Here is a 22,949-nt window from a genome sequence, read left to right on the forward strand (position 1 = left end):
GTCGACATCTACTCCCGCATATGGCTATGATAATGTCTAATCTTGTTTTTTGATCAAGATCGATAAATCTGATTTATCGACTTGTAGGCAGAGTATGCATGGCTGATTTCAAGGCAATTGAGACCTTCATGTGGGTGGTGACGCTCGGCAGCTTCCGCGGCGCCGCCCAGAAGCTCAACACCACCCAGCCGGCAATCTCGCAGCGGATCGCCCAACTCGAACGCGAAGTGGGGGTGCGGCTGCTGCAGCGCGACCGCCGCATGGTGCTGCCGACGCCGAGCGGCCGTCAAATGATGGTCTACGCCGAGAAGCTGATCGGGCTGCGTTCGGAAATGCTGGCGGTGGTCGGCGACCGCTCGGCCATGCGCGGCGTGCTGCGGCTCGGCGTTGCCGAGACCATCGTGCACACCTGGCTGTCGCAGCTGATCAAGAGCGTCAATCACGCCTATCCCAATCTCTCGATCGAAATCGAGGTCGACATTACGTCGAACCTGCGGACCCGGCTATTGGCGCAGGAAATCGAACTCGCGTTCCTGCTCGGGCCGCTGACGGGGCCGACCGTCAGCAACCGCGCGCTGTGCGATTATCCCGTCGGCTTTCTGGCAAGCCCCGCGCTCGGGCTCGGCGACCGCAAGCTGACGGTGCACGACCTGGCGAAATTCCCGATCATCACCTTCCCGCGCAAGACCCCACCCTACGAGCAGGTGCGCTCGCTGTTCAACCGCCCGGACCTGCCGCCGATGCGCCTCCACGCCAGCGCCTCGCTCGCTACCGTCATTCACATGGCGATCGAAGGGCTCGGCATCGCGGTGATTCCGACCGCGATCGTCGAAAGCGAACTGGCCGACGGCCGGCTGCAACTGCTGACGACCGACCAGCAGATGCCGCTCCTGACGTTTTCGGCGAGCTGGCTCGCCTCCCCCGACACCGTCGCGGTGGAACGCGTGGCCGAACTCGCCGCCAACCTGGCGCGAGGCGGTGTCATTGTTGACGCGCCTCGGCGGGCGCGTCATTGAAATTGTTCACGCATGCGTATCGTCAGATCCCGGAATGACCCCATGACAAAAATCGCCTCGAACCTGCAGATCGATTCAGCCCGGCTGTGGGGCACCATTCACGAAACCGCGAAATTCGGCGCCACACCGAAAGGCGGCGTACGGCGGCTGACGCTGGGGCCCGAGGACAAGCAGGTGCGCGACTGGTTCCGCAAAGCCTGCGAGGCCGCAGGGCTCGAAGTCCATGTCGATACGCTCGGCTCGATGTTCGGCCTGCGCAAGGGCCGCGACATGTCGAAGGCTCCGGTCGGGCTCGGCTCCCACCTCGATACCCAGCCGACGGGGGGCAAGTATGACGGCGTGCTCGGCACGCTGGCGGCGCTCGAAGTGGTTCGCACGCTTAACGATGCCGGCATCGAAACCGAGACGCCGATCTGCATCTGCAACTGGACCAACGAGGAAGGCTCGCGCTTCGCGCCGGCGATGATGGCGTCGGCCGCCTATGTCGGCGATTTCACCACCGACGACATTCTGTCACGCAAGGATATCGACGGCGTCACGGTCGGGGAAGCGCTCGACAGTATCGGCTATCGCGGCGAAAACCCGGTCGGCCGCCAAAAATTCTCTGGGTTTGTCGAGCTGCACATCGAACAGGGTCCGATCCTCGAAGCCGAGAACAAGACCATCGGCGTGGTCGATTCCGGCCAGGGCGTGCTGTGGTACGACGGCAAGATCACCGGCTTCGAAAGCCATGCCGGCTCGACGCCGATGCCGCTGCGCCGCGACGCGCTGGCGACCTTGTCCGAGATCGTGCTGGCGATGGAGGCCGCAGCAAAGAAGCACGGCCCGAAGGCGGTCGGCACCATCGGCGAAGCCGTGATCGCCAATCCCTCGCGCAACGTCATTCCCGGCGAAATCGCCTTCACCGTGGATTGCCGCAGCGCCGACGCTGGGATCATGGACACACTCGACAAGGATTTGCGCGCCGCGATTGCCGAAATCTCTGCACGGCGCAAGGTCGATGTGAAGCTCGATCTGGTCTGGCGCAAGCCGCCAACGCATTTCGATCCCAAGCTGGTGGATGCGGTAGAAGGTGCTGCAAAGATGCTCGGCTATTCGCATCGCCGCATCACCTCCGGCGCCGGCCACGATGCCTGCAACCTCAACACCAAAATTCCGGCGGCGATGGTGTTCGTACCCTGCAAGGACGGCATCAGCCACAACGAACTCGAGGACGCCACCCAGGCCGATTGCGCGGCGGGCGCCAACGTGTTGATGCATACCGTGCTGGCGCTGGCCGGCGTCGCATCCTGATAAATAACAAGAGGGGAAGTGCCGTGCGCGGAGTTTTTGTCGACGCCAATGAATCGCTGGCCGTGATTTTCGAACGGCTGCACAAGCCGGGCGATCCCGAGGTGCGGATCAACCGCGATCCCGATATCAAGCCGGAAGACTATCCCAAGCTGCTCGACGGCGCCGAAATCGCGATCGTCGATCACACCGCACTGCCGACCGAGATCGCCAAGCAATGCAAGGGGCTGAAGCACGTCGTGTTTCTCGGCACCGGCGCGCGCAGCTACATGAATCCGGAAGAACTCGCCGAACTCGGCATCACCGTGTACCTGATCAAGGGCTATGGCGACACCGCGGTGGCCGAATGCGCTGTCGCGCTGATGTGGGAAGCTGCTCGCGGATTGGCGAAGATGGACCGCGGAATACGCGCCGGCAACTGGCTGCGCGACGACGGCATGCAGTTGACCGGCAAGACGCTCGGCCTGATCGGTTTTGGCGGCATCGCCGCGGAGGTGGCACGGATCGCGCTCGGCAGCGGCATGCGCGTGATCGCCTGGAACCGGTCGCCGAAGAAATTTCCGAAGGTCGAATTCGTCGAATACGAGGAATTGCTGACCGAAAGCGATGTGATCTCGATCCACCTGCTGCTGAATGACGAGACCCGCGGAATGGTGTCGCGCGCCTGCTTCGAGGCGATGAAGTCAGGCGCCATCCTGGTCAACACCGCGCGCGGTGCCATCGTCGACGAAGAAGCCATGATCGATGCGCTGAAGTCCGGCCAACTCCGCCACGCCGGGCTCGACGTCTTCAACACCGAGCCGCTGCCGGCGGATCATCCGCTGACCAAATTGCCCAACGTGACGCTGTCGGCGCATTCGGCGTTCCGCACGCCGGAAGCAAGCGAGAATTTGATCCGGGCAGCATGGGAGCATTGCCGGCGGATCGCGAAGTAGCGTCGTCCCAGCGAAGGCGTAGGGTGGGCAAAGGCGCGCTTGCGCCGTGCCCACCATCCTTTAGCCGTGATCGAGCATGGTGGGCACGCTACGCTTTGCCCACCCTACGAATTCAATCCACCATCTCTGCCACAGCCTTGCCGCACGCCGTCGTATCGGCATTGCCGCCGAGATCCCGCGTGCGCAGCGTGCGCTCGCCGAGCGTGCGTTCGATCGCAGCGACGATCGAGTCCGCCGCCTGCTTCTCGCCGAGATGCTCCAGCATCATCGCACCCGACCAGATCATGCCGATCGGGTTGGCGATGCCCTGCCCCGCGATATCAGGCGCCGAGCCGTGAACCGGCTCGAACACCGACGGGAACAGCCCAGGCGGATTGATGTTGCCCGACGGCGCGATACCGATGGTGCCGGTGCAGGCCGGACCGAGATCAGAGAGGATGTCGCCGAACAGGTTCGAGCCGACCACGACGTCGAACCAGTCGGGATGCAGCACGAAGTTCGCGGTGAGAATGTCGATGTGGTACTTGTCCCACTTCACCTTGGGATAATTCTTCGCCATCGCCTCCACGCGCTCGTCCCAATAGGGCATCGTGATCGAAATGCCGTTGGACTTGGTCGCGGAGGTCAGGTGCTTCTTCGGCCGCGACTGCGCCAGCTCGAACGCAAATTTGAGGATGCGGTCGACGCCGATCCGGGTCATCACGGTCTGCTGGGTGACGAATTCGCGGTCGGTATCCGGGAACATACGGCCGCCGACGGAGGAATATTCACCCTCGGTGTTTTCGCGCACCACCCAGAAATCGATATCGCCGGGCTTGCGGTTGGCGAGCGGCGACGGCACGCCGGGCATCAGCCGCACCGGGCGCAGATTGACGTACTGGTCGAACTCCCTACGGAACTTGATCAGCGATCCCCACAACGAAATGTGATCGGGGATTTTCGCGGGCCAGCCGACCGCGCCGAAATAGATCGCGTCGTGCTTGCCGATCTTGGCCTTCCAGTCCTCCGGCATCATCTCGCCGTGCTTTTCGTAATAGTCCCAGGACGCGAAGTCGAAATGATCGAAATGCACGGCCACGCCGTGCTTTTTCGCCGCCGCCTCCAGCACGCGCAGGCCTTCCGGCACCACTTCCTTGCCGATGCCGTCGCCGGGAATGACCGCGATCCGATAGGTTTTCTTGCTCATCCTTGGGATTCCTTACGTCTCTTGCCGTGGCGGGAACACGGCCTGTTTTGATGGCCTTGCAATGGACCAAACTGCGCCACGGTGCAACGCTGCAGTGCAATGTTGACCGGCATGGCTGCCACCGCCTACCAATTTCCAGCCTGCCAATTTCACCGCCCTCGACCTCCCTCCTCAGCCAGCGAGTATTCCCATGGATCTGCATTTGCGCGGCAAGCGCGTCCTGATCACCGGCGCCTCCAAGGGCATTGGCGCCGCCGCTGCCGAAGCCTTCGCCGAGGAAGGCTGCGACGTCATGCTCGCGGCCCGCAATGGCGAGCAATTGAAGGCCCTGTGCGAGCGCCTGCGCTCGGCGCACCAGATCGGCGCGACCGCCCATGTCGTTGACCTACGCAAGCCGGAAGACATCGCGAAGCTCGTCAAGGACGCCGCCGACATCGACATCCTCGTCAACAATGCCGGCGACATCCCGGGCGGCTCGATCGACAAGATCGACGAGGCGACCTGGCGGCACGCCTGGGAGCTGAAAGTGTTCGGCTACATCAACCTCACCCGCGCGATCTACGCCCAGATGAAGGCGCGCGGCCACGGCGTCATTGTCAACGACATCGGCGCTGCCGGTGAAAAATTCGACGCCAACTACATCTGCGGCAGCGCCGGCAACGCCGCGCTGATGGCGTTCACCCGCGGGCTCGGCGGCAAGAGCCTCGCCGACAATATCCGCGTGGTCGGCATCAATCCCGGCCCGGTCGGGACCGACCGCCACGTCACGCTGCTGAAGACCCGCGCCAGGAACCAGTTCGGCGACGAGAACCGCTACAAGGAATTCCAGAAGAACATGCCGCTCGGCCGTCCCGCCCACGCGCGCGAGATCGGCGACCTGATGGCGTTCCTGGCGTCGGACCGCTCCGGCTATACGTCGGGGGTGATCGTGACGGTCGACGGCGGACATACGTCGGGGTGGGGTTAGCGGACGCCGCACATTCGCACCTCATCCTGAGGAGCCGCGCAATTGCGCGGCGTCTCGAAGGATGGGCCGCGGGCCTCATGGTTCGCCTGGCGATGCGAAGCATCGTCCAGAGACGGCGCCAAGGCGCCTCCTCACCATGAGGGTTTGCCGACAATGACGGTTAGGACGTCTTCTCAAGCAACAAAAAGCGAGCAAACCGATGAGGCGCAGAGACTTGTTACTGGGCGCGGGCGCGACGATCATCTCAGGTCGCGCTTCCGCTGCGCAGGATACTTTCCCCGACCGGCCGATCACCATTACAAACGGCTACGGCCCCGGTGGATCGACCGACATCGCGGCTCGCTTGATGATCGAACAGATGCCGCCAAATCTGGGCGGCAACGCCCGGCTTGTCGTCGAAAACCGTGCCGGCGCCAGCGGCACGCTCGCAAGCGCCTGGATGACGCGGCAACCGCCGGACGGCTATTCCCTGCTCATCTCGGAATCGTCGTCGTTCGCCATCTGGCCAAGCATGCATGAAAGCGGCACGCCCTACCGGCCGCTGCAGGATTTCACCTGGATTGCCGCCATCTGCACCGCTCCGATGGTGTTGCTGGTCAAGCCGGACTTTCCCGCGCGCAACGCGTCGGAAGCGTTCGAGGTACTGCGGTCAGATCGCTCGGCACAACTGGACTATTCGAGCTCGGGCGCCGGCTCCATTCCGCATATCGCAGCGGAAATGCTGAAATACGTGTTGGGTAAAGGCGCGCTGTCCCGGAATATTCCCTATCGGGGTGGCGCGGCGGCGGTGCTCAGCATCGCCAAAGGCGAGACCGCCTGGGGCGTTGCCTCGCTCGGTTCTGCCGCCGGCCAAATGCAGGGAGACCTGGTTCGGCCGCTCGCCGTGACGGGTGCCACGAGATTTCCAGCCTTCCCGGATGTTCCGACCTTTGCCGAAGTGGGACTTCGGGACATGGAGATTGATATCTTCTATCTCCTGAGCGGCCCTGCTGGCCTGCCCCCCGAGATTTACGCACGTCTCAATCGGGCAAGCGTTGCGGCCCTGACCCACCCGCAAACTCGCGAGCGCTTCCTCGGCGCCGGTATGCAGGCCTGGAATGCCGAGAATACACCCGAGAGCGCGCGCCGCATTGTCGAGGCCGAACTGGCGCGCTTTCGATCGATCGGCGAGCGAACCGGCATCAAGATAACCGGAGGCTGAGGTCGTCATTGCCTGCGACAAACGCGAAGCGTTTGCGCAAGGGAGCGAAGCGACGAAGCAATCCATGTCTCAGCTCGCGTAGATGGATTGCTTCGCGGAGCCTGTCATCGGGCGGCGCTTCGCGCCGACCCGTTGGCTCGCAATGACGGCTGAGCAACCGTGCAGTTTTTTCGTCATGCCCGGGCTTGTCCCGGGCATCCACGTCTTTTCGATCGAGCGGCAAGGAAGTCGTGGATGGCCGGGTCAAGCCCGGCCATGACAGAGAGTGCTACGTCCGCTCGAACAACTGCCGGATCAGCGTCGTGATCCTCCCCTGCGGCGACATCATTTCATCCATGATGGTGAAGTGATTGGCGCCGGGGATTTCCTCATAGGTCACCGGCAAACCATATCTGGCACGATGCCCGGCAAAATCCGCGGTCTGCTTGCGCAGCAGCGGCAGTTCGGCGCTGCCGACCACCAGCGACAGCGGCTTCAACGGCCCGCCCGCCTGCATCATCGGCGAGTTGCGGCGCATGGTCGGCCCGTCCGCTTTCAGCTTCTCGTTGAGATAGGAATGGCGGATCGGATCGAGATCATAGATGCCGCTAATCGCCATCCCGGCCCGCACCTTCGGATGCGACAGCGCCATCGAAGTGAGATGGCCGCCGGCGGACCAGCCGGACACCACGATGCCTTCGGTCGCGGCGCCGAGCGCCGGCAATTGCCCAGTGAGATAATCGATGCCGGCATGGATTTCAGCGACGATCTCGTCCAGCGTGGCATCCGGCGCCAGCGTGTAGCCGATCAGCGCGACATTGATGCCATGCGCCATCGGTCCCTCGGCCACGATCGTAAACACCTCCTTGGCGCGCGCCTGCCAGTAGCCGCCATGAATGAACAGCAGCGTCGGCGCCTTGTCGGCGGCTTTCAGGAAATCGATCCGGTTACGCTCGCGCGGGCCGTAGCGGAGGTCGATATGCGCAGGAAGGCGCTTGCGCAGCTCGCCAGACCGCTGTTCCCAGCCCGCCACCATCTCGATGCTGCCGGGGACATGCTCGCCGTTGTTGAGGCCGCGGTCGCGCTCCTGCTGGCTCATGGTGCGCCAGTCCAGCGCCGAAAACAGCGTCGTCATGCCTGATATCTCCATCCAGCAACTTCAGCGCGTTCCACTTTGCCGGAAAATGTTCTACAGCACCATTCACGCGAAAGAAACGAAGCGGGAGAAACGCGAATGGCGGATCAGGGGCTGATAAAGGAGACGGCCGTTGCCGTAGTCGGCAAGCTCAAGTCGGGTGAAGTCAGCCCGCTCGATCTGCTCGATATGCTGGAGCAGCGGATCGCCGAGGTTGACGGCAAGGTCAACGCGCTGCCGACGCTCTGCTTCGACCGCGCCCGCAGCCATGCCAGGGCGCTGATGAAGAAGCCGGTCTCCGAGCGCGGCCTGCTCGCAGGGCTGCCGGTGCCGATCAAGGATCTGACTGCGGTGGCCGGCGTACTGACGACGCAGGGCTCGCCGATTTACAAGGACAACGTCCCGGCCAAATCCGACATCCTGGTCGAACATCTCGAAAACAACGGCGGCGTGATCTACGCCAAATCGAACACGCCGGAATTCGGCGCCGGCGCCAACACTTTCAACGAGGTGTTCGGCGCGACGCGCAATCCGTGGGACACCTCGCGCTCCGCCGCCGGCTCCTCGGGCGGCGCCGCGGTGGCGCTCGCCACCGGCACGGCGTGGCTGGCGCATGGTTCCGACATGGGCGGCAGCCTGCGCAACCCGGCGAGCTTCTGCGGCATCGTCGGACTGCGTCCGAGCATCGGCCGTGTCGCGCATACGATCGCAGCCGCGATCGATCGCAATCTCGGCGTCCAGGGCCCGATGGCCCGCAATGTCGAGGATATCGCACTCATGCTCGATGCCATGAGCGGCGAGCATCCCGCCGATCCCCTGTCGCTGCCGCTGCTTCCGAGCTCGTTCCTGTCCGCCGCGCGCTCCGGCAACAAGCCGAAGCGGGTCGCCTATTCGCCCGACCTCGGCATCACGCCGGTCGATCCGGAAGTCGCCGCCATCACCCGCAAGGCCGCGCAGCGTTTTGCCGAAGCCGGGGTCATCGTCGAGGAAGCCCATCCCGACCTGCGCGAGGCCCATGAATGTTTCCATGTGCTGCGCGCCTTCGATTTCGCGCTCTCCAAGGCGGCGCTGCTGCGTTCCAAACGCGACCAGCTCAAGCCGGAAGTGATCTGGAATATCGAGGAAGGCCTCAAGCTGACGGTCGAGCAGCTCGAACGCGCCGAGGCGCAGCGCGTCGCCATGACCGCGCGCACGCTGGAATTCTTCGAAAAGTACGACCTGCTGCTGGCGCCCGCGACCATCGTGCCGCCGTTCCCGGTCGAGAACCGCTACGTCGCCGAATGCGCCGGCAAGAAATTCGACAATTATGTCGAATGGCTCGGCATCGTCTACGCGATCACACTGGTGTGCTGCCCCGCGCTGTCGCTGCCCTGCGGATTTACCGCCTCGGGCCTGCCGGTCGGGTTGCAGGTGGTCGCGCCCAACCGCGGCGAGGCCCAACTGCTGGCCGGCGCGAAGCTGCTGGAAGATATTCTGGGCCTGCGCGGCACGACGCCGATCGATCCGCGGCCGCCGAAGTAGTCCCTCATGGTGAGGAGCGCGTCTTCGCGCGTCTCGAACCATGAGGCCCCGATCTCGCCCGCGGCCATCCTTCGAGACGACCGCTTTGCGGTCTCCTCAGGATGAGGGGCGCGATTTGTGCACCAGCGAACACAGGCGGCCAGAGATTGCGATCCGGACAAGCTGAGAATACAACGTCGAGACAGATCATTCGCGGAGAACGGACATGACGGATCAGGCCATCAAACCCGCGGACGATCGTCTCGACATTCAAGACGTCGAACGGCGGATCAAGGCGATCTTCATCGGCTCGATAGGCAATCTCGTCGAATGGTACGATTTTTACGCCTATACCGCCTTCGCGCTGTACTTCGCGCCGGCGTTCTTCCCGAACAGCGATCCGGTGGTGCAGCAGCTCAATGTGGCCGTGCTGTTCGCCGCAACGTTTTTGATGCGGCCGCTCGGCGGCTGGCTGTTCGGCTACATCGCCGACCGCTACGGAAGGCGGCTGTCGCTGACGCTGTCGGTGGTCTGCATGTGCTTCGGCTCGCTGATCATCGCGGTAACGCCGACCTATGCGTCGATCGGCATTGCCGCACCGGCGATCCTGGCGCTGGCGCGAATGATCGAAGGGTTGAGCCTGGGCGGCGAATATGGCGCCAGCGCCACCTATCTCAGCGAGGTCGCCGACCCCAAGCATCGCGGTTTCTATTCCAGCTTTCAATATGTCACGCTGATCGGCGGCCAGCTCACCGCGATCATCGTGCTGCTGCTGTTGCAGAAGGTATTCCTGACGCCGGAAGAGCTGCGCGCCTGGGGCTGGCGGATTCCGTTCGTGATCGGCGCGCTGCTGGCGATCTTCGCTGCCGTGATGCGACGCAATCTGCATGAGACCGATGCCTTCGTCGAAGCCAAGAAGCTCTCCAAGCCGACCGGCTCGATCCGTGGCCTGCTCAAATATCCGCGCGAGGTGTTGCTGGTGGTCGGCCTCACCGCCGGCGGCACCGCGGCGTTCTACACCTTCACGACCTACATGCAGACCTTTGTGAAACTGTCGGTCGGGCTCACCGAGGACCAGACCACGTTCGTCATCTTCGGCTCGCTGATCTTCGCGACCGTGCTGCAGCCGCTCTACGGCGCGCTGTCCGACCGGATCGGCCGCAAGCCGCTCCTGATCTTCTTCGGCCTCGCCGGCACGCTGGCGACGGTTCCGATCCTGACCACGCTGAAGGAGACCAAATCGCCGTTCACGGCTTTCCTGCTGATCTGCGCCGCCTGGATTTTCGTCGCCGGTTACACCTCGATTAACGCGATCGTGAAGGCGGAATTGTTCCCGACCAATGTCCGTGCGCTCGGCGTCGGCCTGCCCTATGCTATCACCGTCTCCGTATTCGGCGGCACCGCACCCGCGGTTGCGCTCTACTTCAAGAGCCTCGGGCATGAAGACTGGTTCTACTACTACCTCAGCGGCATGATCTGCCTGTCGCTGATCATCTATTCCACCATGCGCGATACCAAGCATGAATCGGCGATGCATCGCCACGAATGACCGGCCCTGATATGACCGACGACCCCGAGCCGCCGCCGGAGAGCAAGCTGACGCGCAGCAAGGCGCGTTGGGCGCGCGAGGGGAAATTTCTCACCGGAAAGATTTCGCGCCCCGAAGACCAGCGGCTGCCGCCGGGACAGCATCTGACCCGGGACTGGCCGACGCTCGATCTCGGGCTGACGCCGAATATTTCGCGCCAGCTGGCGTCTCGACGTCCATGGCGCCGTCGAAAATCCGATCTTCTGGGATTTTGCCCAATTCACGGCGCAGCCGCAGACACAGTTCCTGTCCGACATCCATTGCGTCACCACCTGGTCGCGTTACGACAACGCGTGGGAAGGGCTCGCGACCCGCGATCTCCTGATGGCGTGCCGGCCACGCGACGAGGCGCGCTTCGTGGTGCTGCATTCCCACGACGGCTACACCACCAATCTGGCACTGGAAGACTTTGCCGCCGAGGACGCCCTGCTCGCCCATAGCTGGTCGGGCCAGCCGCTGGAGCAGGAGCACGGCGGACCGGTGCGGCTGGTGGTGCCGCATCTCTATTTCTGGAAGAGCGCAAAGTGGCTGCAGCGCATCGAGTTCCTCGACCACGACGTATCAGGCTATTGGGAAGTCCGCGGCTATCACAACCGCGGCGATCCCTGGGCCGAGGAACGTTATTCCGGCGATTGAAGCCAACCAAATCCAGGGAGAATGCCGGTGCCGACCGAACGCTTTCAATTCACGGGAGAAGGTGGACATCAACTTGCCGCCGCGCTGGACCTGCCGGATGGGCAGGTAGCGGCCTATGCGCTGTTCGCGCATTGCTTCACCTGCGGCAAGGACGTACTGGCGGCCAAACGCATCGCAACCGCGCTTGCGGCCAAAGGCATCGCGGTGCTGCGGTTCGACTTTACGGGCTTAGGCTCCAGCGAGGGCGATTTCGCCAACTCGACCTTCTCGTCGAACGTCGCCGACCTCGTCCACGCCGCCGATCATTTGCGCGAAACCCGCGGCGCGCCTTCGATCCTGATCGGTCACAGCCTTGGCGGCGCCGCGATCCTGGCCGCGGCGGACCAAATTCCGGATGCGAAAGCGGTCGTCACCATCGCCGCGCCCTCCGATCCCGCGCACGTCACCCATTTGTTCAAAGACCGCATCGAGGACATCCGCACGCACGGCCAGGTCGAGGTTCAGCTCGCCGGCCGGCCATTCAACATCAAACGCGAATTTCTCGACGATATCGCGGAGCGCGGCCTGATGGCCCACGTCGCCAGGCTGCACAAGGCACTCCTGATCATGCACTCGCCGACCGACGACACGGTCGGAATCGACAACGCCACCAACATTTTCCTGGCCGCCAAGCATCCCAAGAGTTTCGTCTCGCTGTCCGGTGCGGATCATCTGTTGAGCGACAAACGCGACGCCGGTTATGTCGCCGATGTCATCGCGGCCTGGGCCGAGCGTTACATCGAGCCCGTCGCTATCGCGCCGGTCGCCGCTACGACCGAAGGGCCACGGAACGTCGTGGTGCGCGAAACCCGTAACAGCAAATTCCAGCAGACGGTCACATCAGGCCCGCATCAGATGCTGGCCGATGAACCCGTCGCCGCGGGTGGTGCGGACACCGGGCCGGGGCCATATGATTTTCTGCTCTCCGGTCTCGGCGCCTGCACGTCGATGACGATGCGAATGTATGCCGACCGCAAATCGCTGCCGGTCGAACGCATCACCGTGACGCTGAAGCACAACAAGATCCACGCCGAAGACTGTGCCGAATGCGAAACCAGGGAGGGCATGCTCGATCAGATCGACCGGGTAATTGCAATCGAAGGCGCACTCGATGCCGATCAGCGTAAGCGGCTGATGGAAATCGCCGACAAGTGCCCGGTGCATCGCACGCTCACGTCAGAGGTGCGGATTTTGACCAGGGAAGCGGATTAGACCGCCGCCAGCGGTCGCACCCGCAGCGCGCCGCGAAGGCCGGCGGCGGTGCCCAACATGATTCCGGCGACGGCCACGAACGACGCCAGCGCCAGCGTCGAAAACCCTGTCAGCCCCTGCCCGACCGAGCAGCCGAATGCCATCACGCCGCCCGCGCCCATCAGCGCGGCGCCGCCGGCCGAGCGCAGCATGTGGCGCGGGGATTGATAGCCCTCGAGATGGAACCGTCCTGTGACCAGGGCGGTGACAAGGCTGCCGGCGAACACACCGAACACCGTGACGATCCCGAAATTCAACGTCGATCCCGTCGACAGCATGACGTATTGCAGCGCGTCCGCGATCGGCGCGATGAAGGTCAGCGACGTCACCGGGGTCGGGTTGAAGTCATCGGCACCGAGATAGCCGGTCGCGAACCAGCCGGCCGCGACGAGCAGGCCGACCACGAGACCGGCCGCGATCTGGCCCGGCGACTGCCGGAATGCCGGATGCACAAAAGCAAAGATCATCAGCGCGGAAGATATCGCCCAACCCGCCAGCATGTGCGCCGTCATCTCGCTCATGCCCGCGACGGCCAGCAGCGCCGGAATCGAATTCGCCTTTACGCCGGCCTGCGAGGCGGCGACCATCGCGACCCGCGCCGGCGCGATCAGACCCTTCAGCGTCATCTGCGCGAAAATCGCCAGCACGACCACGACGACGAAGGAGCGCAGATTGCCGCGCCCGAGCAGCACCAGCGCCCGCGAACCGCAGCCGTTCGACAGCACCATGCCGTAGCCAAACAGCAGCCCACCAAAGAACATCAGCGGCGCCGAAAATGACGGCTGCAGATAAATCGACTTGCCGATGTCAACGAAGCCGCCTGTCGCTAGCCATTGAGTCGCGGCGACCGCGACACCCATCGCCAGCGCGTAGGTGCGCACCAGCCGGCCGTCGCCCTCCGCCCACCAGCCGCGCAGGCTCGACATCATGCAGAAGCCGGAGAGCAGCCCGACCGCGCCGTAGATCAGGCCGATCACAAGGGCGGAGAGGATGATGATGCTGGCAGAGTCCATGAATTCGCTCCTGTCAGGCCGGCCGCAGGATCACGCGGTCGCGCGACGAACCGGCGACCGCGACGAAGGCTGCCTTGGCCTGTTGCAGCGGATAGATCGCGTTCGGCTTGATTGGAAACGGCTTGAGATGCCCGCCGGCGAAGCCGGGGCCCAGCTCCCTGAGCACCGCGCCGGTCGCGATCGACGACAGGCCGAGCGTATCGATACCGACATAGGTGTGCTGGCCGCGATAGAACTCCAGGATGTTGAACTGCACGATGCGGTCGACCGCGGCGATCAGGATCTGCCGCCCGCGCAACGCCAGCGACTTGTGCGCGGCCTCAAAATAGGGATCGCCGACGGTGTTGAACACGATATCGGCGCCCTTGCCCCCGGTCAGTTCGCGAACGCGCGTGGCGACCTCGGTTGTGGAGGCGTCGATAACCTCGACCTGCGAATTGGCGTGACCTTCGTACGGCTCGTTCCTGCGGACGACACCGATTACGCGGGCGCCGTGCCAACTCGCGATCTGCGTCGCAGCCTGGCCGACCTTGCCGTTGACGCCCATGACCAGCACGGTCTCGCCGTTCGTCGGGATACCGGCGCGGCGCAGGCCTTCCATCGCGGTGACGAAGGGCACGCCGATGCCGGCCGCCTCCTCCCAGGAAAGCCCCTTCGGCTTTTCCACCACGGCGTCGGCTTCGACCGCAAGATGCGTCGCATGCGTTCCGTCGCGGCGGATACCGAGGTCACCGGAGGAGCCGAACACCTCGCGGCCGATCCACCCTTGGGGGCCATCGATCACGACACCTGCGTAGTCGCGGCCCGATGTGCGCGGAAACACGGCGTAAGGCATCAGCCCGGTCGCCGCCTTCACGTCCGACGGATTGACGGCGGCAGCCTTGACCTCGATCAGCAGCTCGTTCTCGGCGCGCGACAGCGCATGCGTTTCGATCACGGGCGCCAGCGAAGCGGCGTCGGCGACTTTGGCGGACAGCCGCACGCAGCGCGCTTGGACTGTCATTGAGTGAGCGTCTGGCTTTTGGGCAACCGGCATCAAGGAACGTCCGACCTGTCGTTCGTGAGGGAGAAACGGTTACCCTTTCGGCCGCTTGTCGTAAACCCGTTTCGCCTTGCCGAGCGAACGTTCCAGCGTGTCGGGGGCGACCACCTTGATCTGCGTGCTGATGCCGATGGTGTTCTTGATGAAGACTGCGACCTTTTCGGCTTGCGCCTCAAGCCCGCTGCCGTCCCAATGTTCGTGGCGGGCTTCGGCGAGCACGGTCATCTCGTCCATCCGTCCCTCCCGCGTCAGTTCGATGATGAAATGGCCTCCGCACCAGTCGGTCGCCAGCAGCGCTTCCTCGATCTGGGTCGGGAACACGTTGACGCCGCGCAGGATGATCATGTCGTCCGAACGCCCCGTCACCTTTTCCATGCGCCGCATGCCTGGCCGCGCCGTGCCCGGCAACAGGCGGGTCAAATCGCGGGTGCGGTAGCGGATGATCGGAAAGCCTTCCTTGGTCAGCGAGGTGAACACCAGCTCGCCCTTCTCGCCATCGGAAAGCACCTTGCCGGTCTCGGGGTCGATCACCTCGGGGTAGAAGTGATCCTCCCAGATATGCAGGCCGTCCTTGGTCTCCACGCATTCCTGCGCCACGCCGGGGCCCATCACTTCGGACAGGCCGTAGATATCGGTCGCGTCCATGTCGAAGGCGTGCTCGATCTCGGTACGCATGGCATTGGTCCAAGGCTCGGCGCCGAAGATGCCGAACTTCAACGACGATTTGCGCGGATCGAGCCGCTGCTTCTTGAATTCATCCAGGATCGCCAGCATGTAGCTCGGCGTCACCGTAATGATGTCAGGCTTGAAGTCGTTGATCAGTTGCACCTGCCGCTCGGTCATGCCGCCGGAAACCGGCACCACCGTGCAGCCGAGCTTTTCGGCACCGTAATGCGCGCCCAGCCCGCCGGTGAAAAGGCCGTAGCCATAGGCGTTGTGCATCAGCATGCCGGTGCGGCCGCCGGCGGCGCGGATCGAGCGCGCCATCACGTCGGCCCAGATATCGATATCGCCCTGGGTGTAGCCGACCACGATCGGCTTGCCCGTGGTGCCCGAGGACGCATGGATGCGAACCAGTCTTTCGCGCGGCACCGCGAACATGTTGAAGGGATAATTGTCGCGCAGATCGGTCTTGACGGTGAACGGAAATCTGGCGAGGTCGGAAAGTTGCTTGAAGTCGTAAGGATGGATACCGGCTGCGTCGAACGACTTCCTGTAGTGCGCGACATTGTCGTAGGCGTGCTGCAGCGACCAGGCCAGGCGCCTGGTCTGCAACGCCATGATCTCGTCGCGCGAGGCGCGCTCGGCCTGGTCCAGTTCGGGAACATAGCCGGTCGTCCTGGATTGAATGCTCGTCACAGCCATCGCGCATGTCTCCGTATTGCTCTACTTCGCTTCGCCAGCCGCCACCGGCAGCCAGGTGCCGGCGATGGTGCGGGAATGGCCGCGGAACTCGGCGATCACGACCTCGCCTGATGTGACGCGGACGTCGTAAATTCCGGAGCGGCCGCTGCGCGAAATTTCCCGCGCGGTCGCGACCAGCACATCGCCGAGCTTGCCCGGGCGAATGAAGGTGATGTCGCACTGCGCCGCGACGGCGCGTTCGTTTCGCGAATTGCAGGCAAAGGCAAAGGTGGAGTCGGCCAGCAGAAAGATAAAGCCACCATGGGCGATGCGCTGGCCGTTGACCATGTGCGGCAACACCGGCATCGACATCACAGCCTGCCCCGGCTTGATCTCGACAATTTTCATGCCGAGACCCTTGCTGGCGTCGTCTTCCTTCCACATCGCATCCGCGCAGGCGCGCGCGAGGTCGTCGGGCGAAAGCGCGATGTTCATAGCGGTGTTCCCGCTCGGCGAGACGATTCCACGACGTTTCTCTCCTGTGTGTACGGGCCTGTTGATCAGGCCTCGTGGGTAGTCAGTTAGTCTTCTAGCCTAGCAGTGTTGGGACGAAGCACCGGAGGTGTCAACGATCCCGAGTCTTTCCTCTTCCGTCATTCCGGGATGGTCCGAAGGACCAGACCCGGAAGTTCGAGATTCCGGGTTCGCGTCTGCGACGCGCCCCGGAATGACGTCGTAATCAAACGTGGTCGTAATCCACCACAACCCTGTCCGACACCGGCCGGGCCTGGCAGGTCAGGATGAACCCCGCCTTCAGTTCCCATGGCTCCAGCGAATAATTCACCTCCATTTGCGCCTCGCCCTCGACCAGCTTGGCGCGGCAGGTCGAGCACATGCCGCCCTTGCAGGCGAATGGAAGGTCCATGCCGGCGCGCAGGGCGGCGTCGAGGATCGATTCGTCCTCGGCGACGGGCACCTCGCGGCGTTTGCCGTCGATGGTTAGCGCCGCCATCGCCTTGGGCGGCGCGGAGGCCTCGACGACCTTCTTCGCGCGCGGCTTGCCACCAAACTCCGAGACGAAGCGCTCGACGTGAATGCGGTCTTCGGCAATACCGATCTCGCGGCAGGTCGTCTCGATATCTTCGCTCATTCCGGTGGGACCGCAGATGAAGACGTGATCGACACTTGCGGCCGGGACCAGCGAGCGCAGCAACACCCTCACCTTCTCGCCGTCGAGCCGGCCATGCAGGATCGGGATATCCTGCTCCTCGCCCGAGATCACATGAAATACCGAGAAGCGTTGCAGGAAACGGTCCTTCAATTCTTCCAGCGCTTCGCGGAACAGCATGCCGCCGGCGGAGCGGTTGCCGTAAAACAGGAAGAAGCGGCTGTCCGGCTCGCGTGCCAGCACGCCCTTGGCGATCGAGAGGATCGGCGTGATGCCCGAGCCTGCGGCAAAGCCGACATAGACCCGCGCCTGTTCCGGCGCATGCGCGATGCCGAAGCGGCCGGTCGGCGTCATCACGTCGAGTTGGTCGCCCGCCTTCAGTTCATCCGCAGCCCAGCTCGAAAATGCGCCGCCATCGACCTTTTTCACGGCGATACGCAGTTCGCCGTCGTCGGGGCCCGAGCAGATCGAATAGGAGCGGCGGACTTCCTCGCCGTCCATCGTCGTGCGTAGCGTGAGGTACTGCCCCGGCGTAAAGCTGTAGTCGTCGGTCAGCTCCGAGGGAATCGCAAAGGTCATCGATACCGCGTCGGCGGATTCCCGGCGCAGATCGTTGACGGCGAGTCGGTGAAAGCGTGGTGCGAGCGACATGGTCAGTGACACTTGAAATAATCGAAGGGTTCACGGCAGCTCTTGCAGCGCCACAGCGCCTTGCAGGAGGTCGAGCCGAATTCGGAAAGCACTTCAGTATTGGTTGAGCCGCATTGCGGACAGGCCACCTGCTGCTCGCCGAACAGCGCACGGCGCGAACTCGACGCCTGCGGCGGCGCGATGCCGTATTCCCGAAGCTTGTTGCGGCCGCCTTCGCTCATCCAGTCGGTGGTCCAGGCCGGCGACAAGATCGTGCGAACCGTCGGCCGCGCGAAGCCGGCACGCTCGAGCGCCAGCTCGATCTCGAGCGTGATCATGTTCATCGCCGGGCAACCGGAATAGGTCGGCGTGATCGCGACCTCGATCCTGCCGTCATGAACCTGAACGTCGCGCAGCACGCCGAGATCGGCGATGGTCAGCACGGGGATTTCGGGATCGACCACTTGCGCCGCCGCTTCCCAGGCGCGCTGGCGCAGATCGTTGTCGTTGGCGAGTGCGGTTACCATGTCGCCCCCGGAAACGTCCGCTGCAGCGATTGCAACTCGCTCAGGAGATGCCCGAGATGCTCGCTATGGTGGCCGCTGCGACCGCCCTGCTGCATCCAGTCGTTTTTCGGCAGCGCCAGCGTGGCTTCGTCGACGACATCGGAAACAGTCTTCAGCCATTGGGTGCGCAGACCCGCCGGATCGGTCGCGATGCCGGCATCGATCAGGCCGCGCTCGCTGTCGTCGACCGCGAACATCTCGCCGGTGAAAGCCCAGAGATCGTCGATTGCGGTCTGCGCGCGGCGATGACTTTCCCCGGTACCGTCGCCGAGACGGACGATCCATTCCGAGCAATGCCGGACATGATAGGCACTTTCCTTTTCCGACTTCGCCGCGATCGCCGCCAGCGTCGGATCATCAGATTTCATCATCGCGCGCCAATAGAGATCGGCGAACACCGAGTAGAAGAACTGACGCACCATGGTGCGCGCGAAATCGCCGTTCGGCTGTTCCAGCAGCAGCAGATTGCGGTACTGCCTGACGTCGCGCAGATAGGCGAACTTGTCTTCGTCGTTACCCTTGGCTTCAACCTTCGCCGCATATGAGTAGAGTTCGCGGGCCTGGCCGAGCAGGTCGAGGCCCATATTGGCCAGCGCCATGTCCTCTTCCAGCATCGGCGCGTGGCCGCACCATTCCGACAGCCGATGCCCCAGGATCAGCGCATCGTCGGCGCGGCGCAGGGTGTAGAGCACCAGCGGGGTTTCGGAGACTTTGATCGAGGCGGTGGCCATGTCGCTATCCACTTGCTCATCCTCATCCTGAGGAGCGCGGAACGCGCGTCTCGAAGGATGGGTTGTCGGAAAGTCTGTGGCCTCATGGTTCGCTTGGCGATGCGAAGCTTCGTCCAAAGACGGCGCTTCGCGCCTCCTCACCATGAGGGTCTTGATCACATATGTCCGACTTCGTCGGGCACGTCGTAGAAGGTCGGGTGCCGGTAGATCTTGGACTCCGCGGGCTCGAACATCATGCCCTTCTCGGACGGGTCCGACGCGGTGATGGCGTTCGACGGCACCACCCAGATCGAGAGCCCCTCGCCGCGGCGGGTGTAGATGTCGCGCGCGGCCTGCAGCGCCAGGGTGGTGTCGGTAGCGTGCAGCGAACCGACATGCTTGTGCGCCAGCCCGTTGCGGCTGCGGATAAAGACTTCCCAGAGCGGAATGTTTGGCGTGGCCATGCTGATCTCCTTCTCTGCTCCCTACTCGGCGGCTTGCAAGGCAGAGCGCTGCCGGCGTTTCTCGGCATAGGCCAGCGCGGCCTCACGCACCCAGGCGCCTTCCTCGTGCGCCTTGCGCCGCGCCGCCAGCCGGTCCCGGTTACAGGGACCGTTGCCGGCCAGCACCGCGTTGAACTCGCTCCAGTCGATCGCGCTGTATTCCCAGTTGCCGGCTTCGTTCTGCTTCATGCCGGGATCGGGAATGGAAAGCCCGAGGAACTGCGCCTGCGGCACGGTGGCGTCGACGAATTTCTGGCGCAGCTCGTCGTTGGAAAAACGCTTGATCTTCCATTTGGTCGAAGTGTCGCTGTGCTGGCTCGCCTTGTCGGGCGGACCGAACATCATCAGCACCGGCCACCACCAGCGATCCAGCGCGTTCTGCGCCATCGCCTTCTGGTCTTCGCTGCCGCGGCACAGCGTCAGCATGATCTCAAAGCCCTGGCGCTGGTGGAAGGATTCTTCCTTGCAGACGCGGATCATCGCGCGCGCATAGGGACCATAGGAACAGCGGCACAGCGGAATCTGGTTCATGATCGCGGCGCCATCGACCAGCCAGCCGATGGCGCCGATGTCGGCCCAGGTCAGCGTCGGATAATTGAAGATCGAGGAATATTTCGCTCTGCCTGAGAGCATCAGGTCGACCAGTTCTTCGCGCGACGTGCCGAGCGTCTCGGCCGCGGCATAGAGATAGAGGCCGTGGCCGCATTCGTCCTGCACCTTGGCCAGCAGTGCCGCCTTGCGGCGCAGCGATGGCGCGCGGGTAATCCAGTTGCCTTCGGGGAGCATGCCGACAATTTCGGAATGGGCGTGCTGGGAAATCTGCCGCGTCAGCGTCTTGCGGTAGGCCGCCGGCATCCAGTCGTTGGGTTCGATGCGTTCGTCGACGTCGATCCGCGCCTGAAACTGCGCGGCCCTGGTCGCGTCCTCGACGTGACTGATGTCAGCATCCGCCGTGTTGAGCGCTTGCGTGTACATGGCCGACCTCCCGGAGTTTTGTTGGGAGGAAATATATAACATAAATTCTAATATGCAAGATATTTCTGTAATACATTACGCGCGACCTAGCCAGGCCGTGTACTCATAAATCGAGGTTCGCGAGCGCAGCTTGACCCATTTCCGCTATGCGGCGCTTTGCGGACTTAAACCGGACCTCCCCTGAGGTCCGAAAAGTCCCAATGGGCGACATAGCCTCTTATCGATTGCGTAAAGCCTAAGCCGTCAAAAGCGTTTCCGTTGTTACGGGCCATCCGATGTCGCTATTCCCCTTCGAGGAAGTGTCCCAGGGCCTTTAACGGGCGCAACCTATCAGAAATGATCTTCAGGATGGCCAGCATCGGAACGGCCAAGATCGCCCCAAGCACGCCCCACATCCAGAACCAGAACACCAGCGACAAGATGATCAACACCGGGTTCAGGGTGAAGCGCCGCGCAAGCAACATGGGCGTTACTGTTTCGCCCTCCACCAGGTGAATTCCGAGGTAAATGGCCGGCGGCAGCAATGCCCACCACAAGCTTTCGAAGCTCAGCAATCCGACCAGCACGAAGATGCAGACCCCTAATAATGGCCCTATAATTGGAATGTAGTTGAGCAGGAAGGCTGTGGCGCCCCACAACAAGGGGTCTCCCAGGCCGCAAAAATACATCGCGGCCGCCGTCGTGGCACCCACTGCGGCATTCATGGCCGTAATCGTGACCAGGTAGCCCGATATGTCCTCTTGGATCTGCTGAGAGATATCTACGGCTTGTCGCTTGTTGCTGAACGTCGGCAGGACTTCAACGATTCGTCGAAGGAATATGTTGCCCGCCACCAAGAGAAAGTAGAGCACCAAGACAGTTGTAAACAAGCCATCGAGTACCGAGCGCGTCCCTGCGAAAAGTGCACCCGTTATGCCAAGATCGCGACGAACCGAAACGATCGAACCCCGGCCGGGGGGAGCATCTGCAGCTTGCTCGGCCTGTTGGATGACCTTTTGCAACGCTTGGATTGGGCCGCTTATAACCTGCAGATGGGCCTCCAGGCGCGGTAGGCCCTCGGGCAGCCGCTCAGCCCAGGTCGTGGCCGGTACCGATAAGGCCGCCACGAGACCTACAAGTGCTCCAATGACCAGGAAGACGGTCAGGAGCGCTCCGACAGCGCGAGGCAAATGCAAACGCCCCAAGAGACGGACAGCGGGTTGAAGAAGGAGGTTCAACATAAAGGCGAGCACGACGGGAAGGATGATCGAGCTTGCTACGTAGAGCGCCGCCAAGACACCCAACGCGAACAAACCACCGAGAAAGAACGTCCGCGGATCGGACGGCAGCGGCATCTCGGTCTCGTCGGCGGCCTCGGTCGCCGCCGCATGCGGCTCCGGCAGATCAACATCCAGCATCGACGATAAAGTGGGACGCTCCGGTGGTGGTCGTTTGGCGGTAACCATTGGGGTTATCCTTCCGAACGGAAGCCGGGTGTGCGAAGCAACGACCTCGGAGCGCTTCGGGCGCGGGATGCCCGCATAAATTACGTGGCCCCAAACGTGGCGTGCGAAACCGAAACTTTCGTTCCCCAAGCTCCGCTCAATGTCACCACTTGAGCATCAAGCTGTTTTGGTGGCGACCTCGCAGGGCGGGAGAGCCAACCGCACTCTCAGTCTCGGCGCGCCCAATCAGCCGCCGAAGATAGTTCAATCATATACCCGTTATGTCAGGTGGGCGACGCAATTTGACGCCGTCTCAGGCTCAAAGGTGCCCTAGGCGACGTTACGCCCATGTGGCGGACCGAACGCGCTTGAGAGCTAACGCTCCGTACAATTTGTTGGGTCACCTGCGTCCGAACAGTCCGCCCACCACGCCGCCAATCAGTCCACCTGGACCGCCACCACTGCGGTGATGTTGCGCACTACCCCCACCGGGACGACGGGCCGGCCGGTCGTCATCGGATTTGTCGCTACTGCTGGGACTGGCGTTCGGCGCTGAGACGGACTCGGTCAGTAGCGCCTGATGCTGCAGCGAGTTGAGGAAGCCAGTCTTGGGATAGCCGCGTGCCGCCTGCCAGCGCGTGATGACGGACCGGGTCGACTCGTCGAACCGTCCGTTGACCTTGATGTCGAAGCCGAGACCGGTCAGCCATACTCAAGCATTGTCTTCCCATCTCCCACCTTGGCGAGAAATACCTTGGGATCAAATGCAGCCTGGATTGTCTTGTTCGCCATGTCTGGTCCGCGGTGGAACGCCTACTCCAGCCCGTCAGGCCAGGGACGTCCGCAATAGA

Annotated in this window: 21 protein-coding genes and 1 pseudogene; 9 read left to right on the forward strand and 13 right to left on the reverse strand. The window is 63.2% G+C overall.

What is annotated here, in order from left to right:
• The first annotated feature begins 98 nt into the window (after positions 1–98).
• The 3 genes from BLR13_RS06065 to BLR13_RS06075 are packed head-to-tail and all read left to right on the forward strand — an operon-like array spanning position 99 to position 3,241.
• Positions 99–1,016 (forward strand): LysR family transcriptional regulator, encoded by a 918-nt coding sequence (locus tag BLR13_RS06065; RefSeq protein WP_074826541.1) that lies wholly within the window; start codon positions 99–101, stop codon positions 1,014–1,016.
• Positions 1,017–1,058: 42 nt separating this feature from the next.
• Complete coding sequence (locus BLR13_RS06070; protein ID WP_074826538.1) at positions 1,059–2,309, forward strand: Zn-dependent hydrolase; 1,251 nt, start codon at positions 1,059–1,061, stop codon at positions 2,307–2,309.
• A gap of 23 nt (positions 2,310–2,332) precedes the next feature.
• The gene (locus BLR13_RS06075; protein ID WP_074826534.1) at positions 2,333–3,241 is read left to right on the forward strand and encodes an NAD(P)-dependent oxidoreductase; all 909 of its coding nucleotides are present in this window, start codon (positions 2,333–2,335) and stop codon (positions 3,239–3,241) included.
• A 112-nt stretch (positions 3,242–3,353) separates the two neighbouring features.
• Here the strand turns inward: BLR13_RS06075 and BLR13_RS06080 are convergent, their stop codons facing one another.
• Positions 3,354–4,427 (reverse strand): tartrate dehydrogenase, encoded by a 1,074-nt coding sequence (locus tag BLR13_RS06080; RefSeq protein ID WP_074826529.1) that lies wholly within the window; start codon positions 4,425–4,427, stop codon positions 3,354–3,356.
• A 190-nt stretch (positions 4,428–4,617) separates the two neighbouring features.
• Between BLR13_RS06080 and BLR13_RS06085 the strand changes: the two genes are divergently transcribed.
• The gene (locus tag BLR13_RS06085; RefSeq protein WP_074826526.1) at positions 4,618–5,394 is read left to right on the forward strand and encodes an SDR family oxidoreductase; all 777 of its coding nucleotides are present in this window, start codon (positions 4,618–4,620) and stop codon (positions 5,392–5,394) included.
• A gap of 199 nt (positions 5,395–5,593) precedes the next feature.
• A complete protein-coding gene (locus tag BLR13_RS06090; protein ID WP_083387639.1) occupies positions 5,594–6,595 on the forward strand; it encodes a Bug family tripartite tricarboxylate transporter substrate binding protein in 1,002 nt (333 codons plus the stop codon).
• 268 nt (positions 6,596–6,863) lie between these two features.
• Here BLR13_RS06090 and BLR13_RS06095 read toward each other — a convergent pair whose 3' ends face one another.
• Positions 6,864–7,709 carry an alpha/beta hydrolase gene (locus BLR13_RS06095; RefSeq protein WP_074831847.1) on the reverse strand — a complete coding sequence of 282 codons (846 nt, stop codon included), beginning with the start codon at positions 7,707–7,709 and terminating at the stop codon, positions 6,864–6,866.
• A 99-nt stretch (positions 7,710–7,808) separates the two neighbouring features.
• On the opposite strand from BLR13_RS06095, the gene BLR13_RS06100 reads away from it, so the two are divergent.
• The 4 genes and pseudogenes from BLR13_RS06100 (at position 7,809) to BLR13_RS06115 (ending at position 12,684) form a co-directional block, all read left to right on the forward strand.
• A complete protein-coding gene (locus tag BLR13_RS06100) occupies positions 7,809–9,230 on the forward strand; it encodes an amidase (protein ID WP_074826520.1) in 1,422 nt (473 codons plus the stop codon).
• A 205-nt stretch (positions 9,231–9,435) separates the two neighbouring features.
• Positions 9,436–10,758, forward strand: a complete 1,323-nt coding sequence (locus BLR13_RS06105) for an MFS transporter (RefSeq protein ID WP_074826518.1) — start codon at positions 9,436–9,438, stop codon at positions 10,756–10,758.
• 11 nt (positions 10,759–10,769) lie between these two features.
• Positions 10,770–11,433: pseudogene (locus BLR13_RS06110) on the forward strand (sulfite oxidase-like oxidoreductase).
• 27 nt (positions 11,434–11,460) lie between these two features.
• Positions 11,461–12,684, forward strand: a complete 1,224-nt coding sequence (locus tag BLR13_RS06115) for a bifunctional alpha/beta hydrolase/OsmC family protein (RefSeq protein ID WP_074831846.1) — start codon at positions 11,461–11,463, stop codon at positions 12,682–12,684.
• Here BLR13_RS06115 and BLR13_RS06120 read toward each other — a convergent pair.
• The 11 genes from BLR13_RS06120 to BLR13_RS06170 form a co-directional block, all read right to left on the reverse strand.
• On the reverse strand, positions 12,681–13,736 hold the full coding sequence (locus BLR13_RS06120; RefSeq protein ID WP_074826512.1) for a YeeE/YedE family protein: 1,056 nt from the start codon (positions 13,734–13,736) through the stop codon (positions 12,681–12,683). The two genes, BLR13_RS06115 and BLR13_RS06120, sit on opposite strands and share 4 nt — an antisense overlap.
• A gap of 13 nt (positions 13,737–13,749) precedes the next feature.
• Positions 13,750–14,739 carry a quinone oxidoreductase family protein gene (locus BLR13_RS06125; protein WP_083387638.1) on the reverse strand — a complete coding sequence of 330 codons (990 nt, stop codon included), beginning with the start codon at positions 14,737–14,739 and terminating at the stop codon, positions 13,750–13,752.
• A 72-nt stretch (positions 14,740–14,811) separates the two neighbouring features.
• Positions 14,812–16,143, reverse strand: coding sequence for a phenylacetate--CoA ligase PaaK (paaK, locus tag BLR13_RS06130; protein ID WP_074826506.1), 1,332 nt, complete (start codon positions 16,141–16,143; stop codon positions 14,812–14,814).
• Positions 16,144–16,164: 21 nt separating this feature from the next.
• Entirely contained in the window at positions 16,165–16,617 is a 453-nt protein-coding gene (paaI, locus tag BLR13_RS06135; protein ID WP_074826503.1) for a hydroxyphenylacetyl-CoA thioesterase PaaI, read from the reverse strand.
• 244 nt (positions 16,618–16,861) lie between these two features.
• On the reverse strand, positions 16,862–17,941 hold the full coding sequence (gene paaE / locus BLR13_RS06140) for a 1,2-phenylacetyl-CoA epoxidase subunit PaaE (RefSeq protein WP_074826500.1): 1,080 nt from the start codon (positions 17,939–17,941) through the stop codon (positions 16,862–16,864).
• A gap of 2 nt (positions 17,942–17,943) precedes the next feature.
• A complete protein-coding gene (paaD, locus tag BLR13_RS06145; RefSeq protein ID WP_074826493.1) occupies positions 17,944–18,447 on the reverse strand; it encodes a 1,2-phenylacetyl-CoA epoxidase subunit PaaD in 504 nt (167 codons plus the stop codon).
• Complete coding sequence (paaC, locus tag BLR13_RS06150; RefSeq protein WP_074826490.1) at positions 18,441–19,217, reverse strand: 1,2-phenylacetyl-CoA epoxidase subunit PaaC; 777 nt, start codon at positions 19,215–19,217, stop codon at positions 18,441–18,443. Before paaC ends, paaD begins: the two co-directional genes overlap by 7 nt.
• A 155-nt stretch (positions 19,218–19,372) precedes the next feature.
• The gene (paaB, locus tag BLR13_RS06155; protein ID WP_074826487.1) at positions 19,373–19,660 is read right to left on the reverse strand and encodes a 1,2-phenylacetyl-CoA epoxidase subunit PaaB; all 288 of its coding nucleotides are present in this window, start codon (positions 19,658–19,660) and stop codon (positions 19,373–19,375) included.
• Positions 19,661–19,681: 21 nt separating this feature from the next.
• A complete protein-coding gene (gene paaA / locus BLR13_RS06160) occupies positions 19,682–20,674 on the reverse strand; it encodes a 1,2-phenylacetyl-CoA epoxidase subunit PaaA (protein WP_074826484.1) in 993 nt (330 codons plus the stop codon).
• Between the two features lie 281 nt (positions 20,675–20,955).
• Positions 20,956–22,071, reverse strand: coding sequence for an AI-2E family transporter (locus BLR13_RS06165; RefSeq protein WP_433994274.1), 1,116 nt, complete (start codon positions 22,069–22,071; stop codon positions 20,956–20,958).
• A gap of 427 nt (positions 22,072–22,498) precedes the next feature.
• Positions 22,499–22,804, reverse strand: a complete 306-nt coding sequence (locus tag BLR13_RS06170) for a peptidoglycan-binding domain-containing protein (protein ID WP_079587965.1) — start codon at positions 22,802–22,804, stop codon at positions 22,499–22,501.
• Between the last annotated feature and the right edge of the window lie 145 nt (positions 22,805–22,949).

It is taken from the genome of Bradyrhizobium ottawaense (assembly GCF_900099825.1).
Taxonomy (GTDB): domain Bacteria; phylum Pseudomonadota; class Alphaproteobacteria; order Rhizobiales; family Xanthobacteraceae; genus Bradyrhizobium; species Bradyrhizobium ottawaense_A.

Coding starts and splice junctions, on each gene's coding strand:
- BLR13_RS06065 (WP_074826541.1), top strand. CDS start 99: ATGGCTGATTTCAAGGCAATTGAGACCTTCATGTGGGTGGTGACGCTC.
- BLR13_RS06070 (WP_074826538.1), top strand. CDS start 1,059: ATGACAAAAATCGCCTCGAACCTGCAGATCGATTCAGCCCGGCTGTGG.
- BLR13_RS06080 (WP_074826529.1), bottom strand. CDS start 4,427: ATGAGCAAGAAAACCTATCGGATCGCGGTCATTCCCGGCGACGGCATC.
- BLR13_RS06085 (WP_074826526.1), top strand. CDS start 4,618: ATGGATCTGCATTTGCGCGGCAAGCGCGTCCTGATCACCGGCGCCTCC.
- BLR13_RS06090 (WP_083387639.1), top strand. CDS start 5,594: ATGAGGCGCAGAGACTTGTTACTGGGCGCGGGCGCGACGATCATCTCA.
- BLR13_RS06095 (WP_074831847.1), bottom strand. CDS start 7,709: ATGACGACGCTGTTTTCGGCGCTGGACTGGCGCACCATGAGCCAGCAG.
- BLR13_RS06100 (WP_074826520.1), top strand. CDS start 7,809: ATGGCGGATCAGGGGCTGATAAAGGAGACGGCCGTTGCCGTAGTCGGC.
- BLR13_RS06105 (WP_074826518.1), top strand. CDS start 9,436: ATGACGGATCAGGCCATCAAACCCGCGGACGATCGTCTCGACATTCAA.
- BLR13_RS06120 (WP_074826512.1), bottom strand. CDS start 13,736: ATGGACTCTGCCAGCATCATCATCCTCTCCGCCCTTGTGATCGGCCTG.
- BLR13_RS06125 (WP_083387638.1), bottom strand. CDS start 14,739: ATGACAGTCCAAGCGCGCTGCGTGCGGCTGTCCGCCAAAGTCGCCGAC.
- paaK (WP_074826506.1), bottom strand. CDS start 16,143: ATGGCTGTGACGAGCATTCAATCCAGGACGACCGGCTATGTTCCCGAA.
- paaI (WP_074826503.1), bottom strand. CDS start 16,617: ATGAACATCGCGCTTTCGCCCGACGACCTCGCGCGCGCCTGCGCGGAT.
- paaE (WP_074826500.1), bottom strand. CDS start 17,941: ATGTCGCTCGCACCACGCTTTCACCGACTCGCCGTCAACGATCTGCGC.
- paaD (WP_074826493.1), bottom strand. CDS start 18,447: ATGGTAACCGCACTCGCCAACGACAACGATCTGCGCCAGCGCGCCTGG.
- paaC (WP_074826490.1), bottom strand. CDS start 19,217: ATGGCCACCGCCTCGATCAAAGTCTCCGAAACCCCGCTGGTGCTCTAC.
- paaB (WP_074826487.1), bottom strand. CDS start 19,660: ATGGCCACGCCAAACATTCCGCTCTGGGAAGTCTTTATCCGCAGCCGC.
- paaA (WP_074826484.1), bottom strand. CDS start 20,674: ATGTACACGCAAGCGCTCAACACGGCGGATGCTGACATCAGTCACGTC.
- BLR13_RS06165 (WP_433994274.1), bottom strand. CDS start 22,071: ATGCTGGATGTTGATCTGCCGGAGCCGCATGCGGCGGCGACCGAGGCC.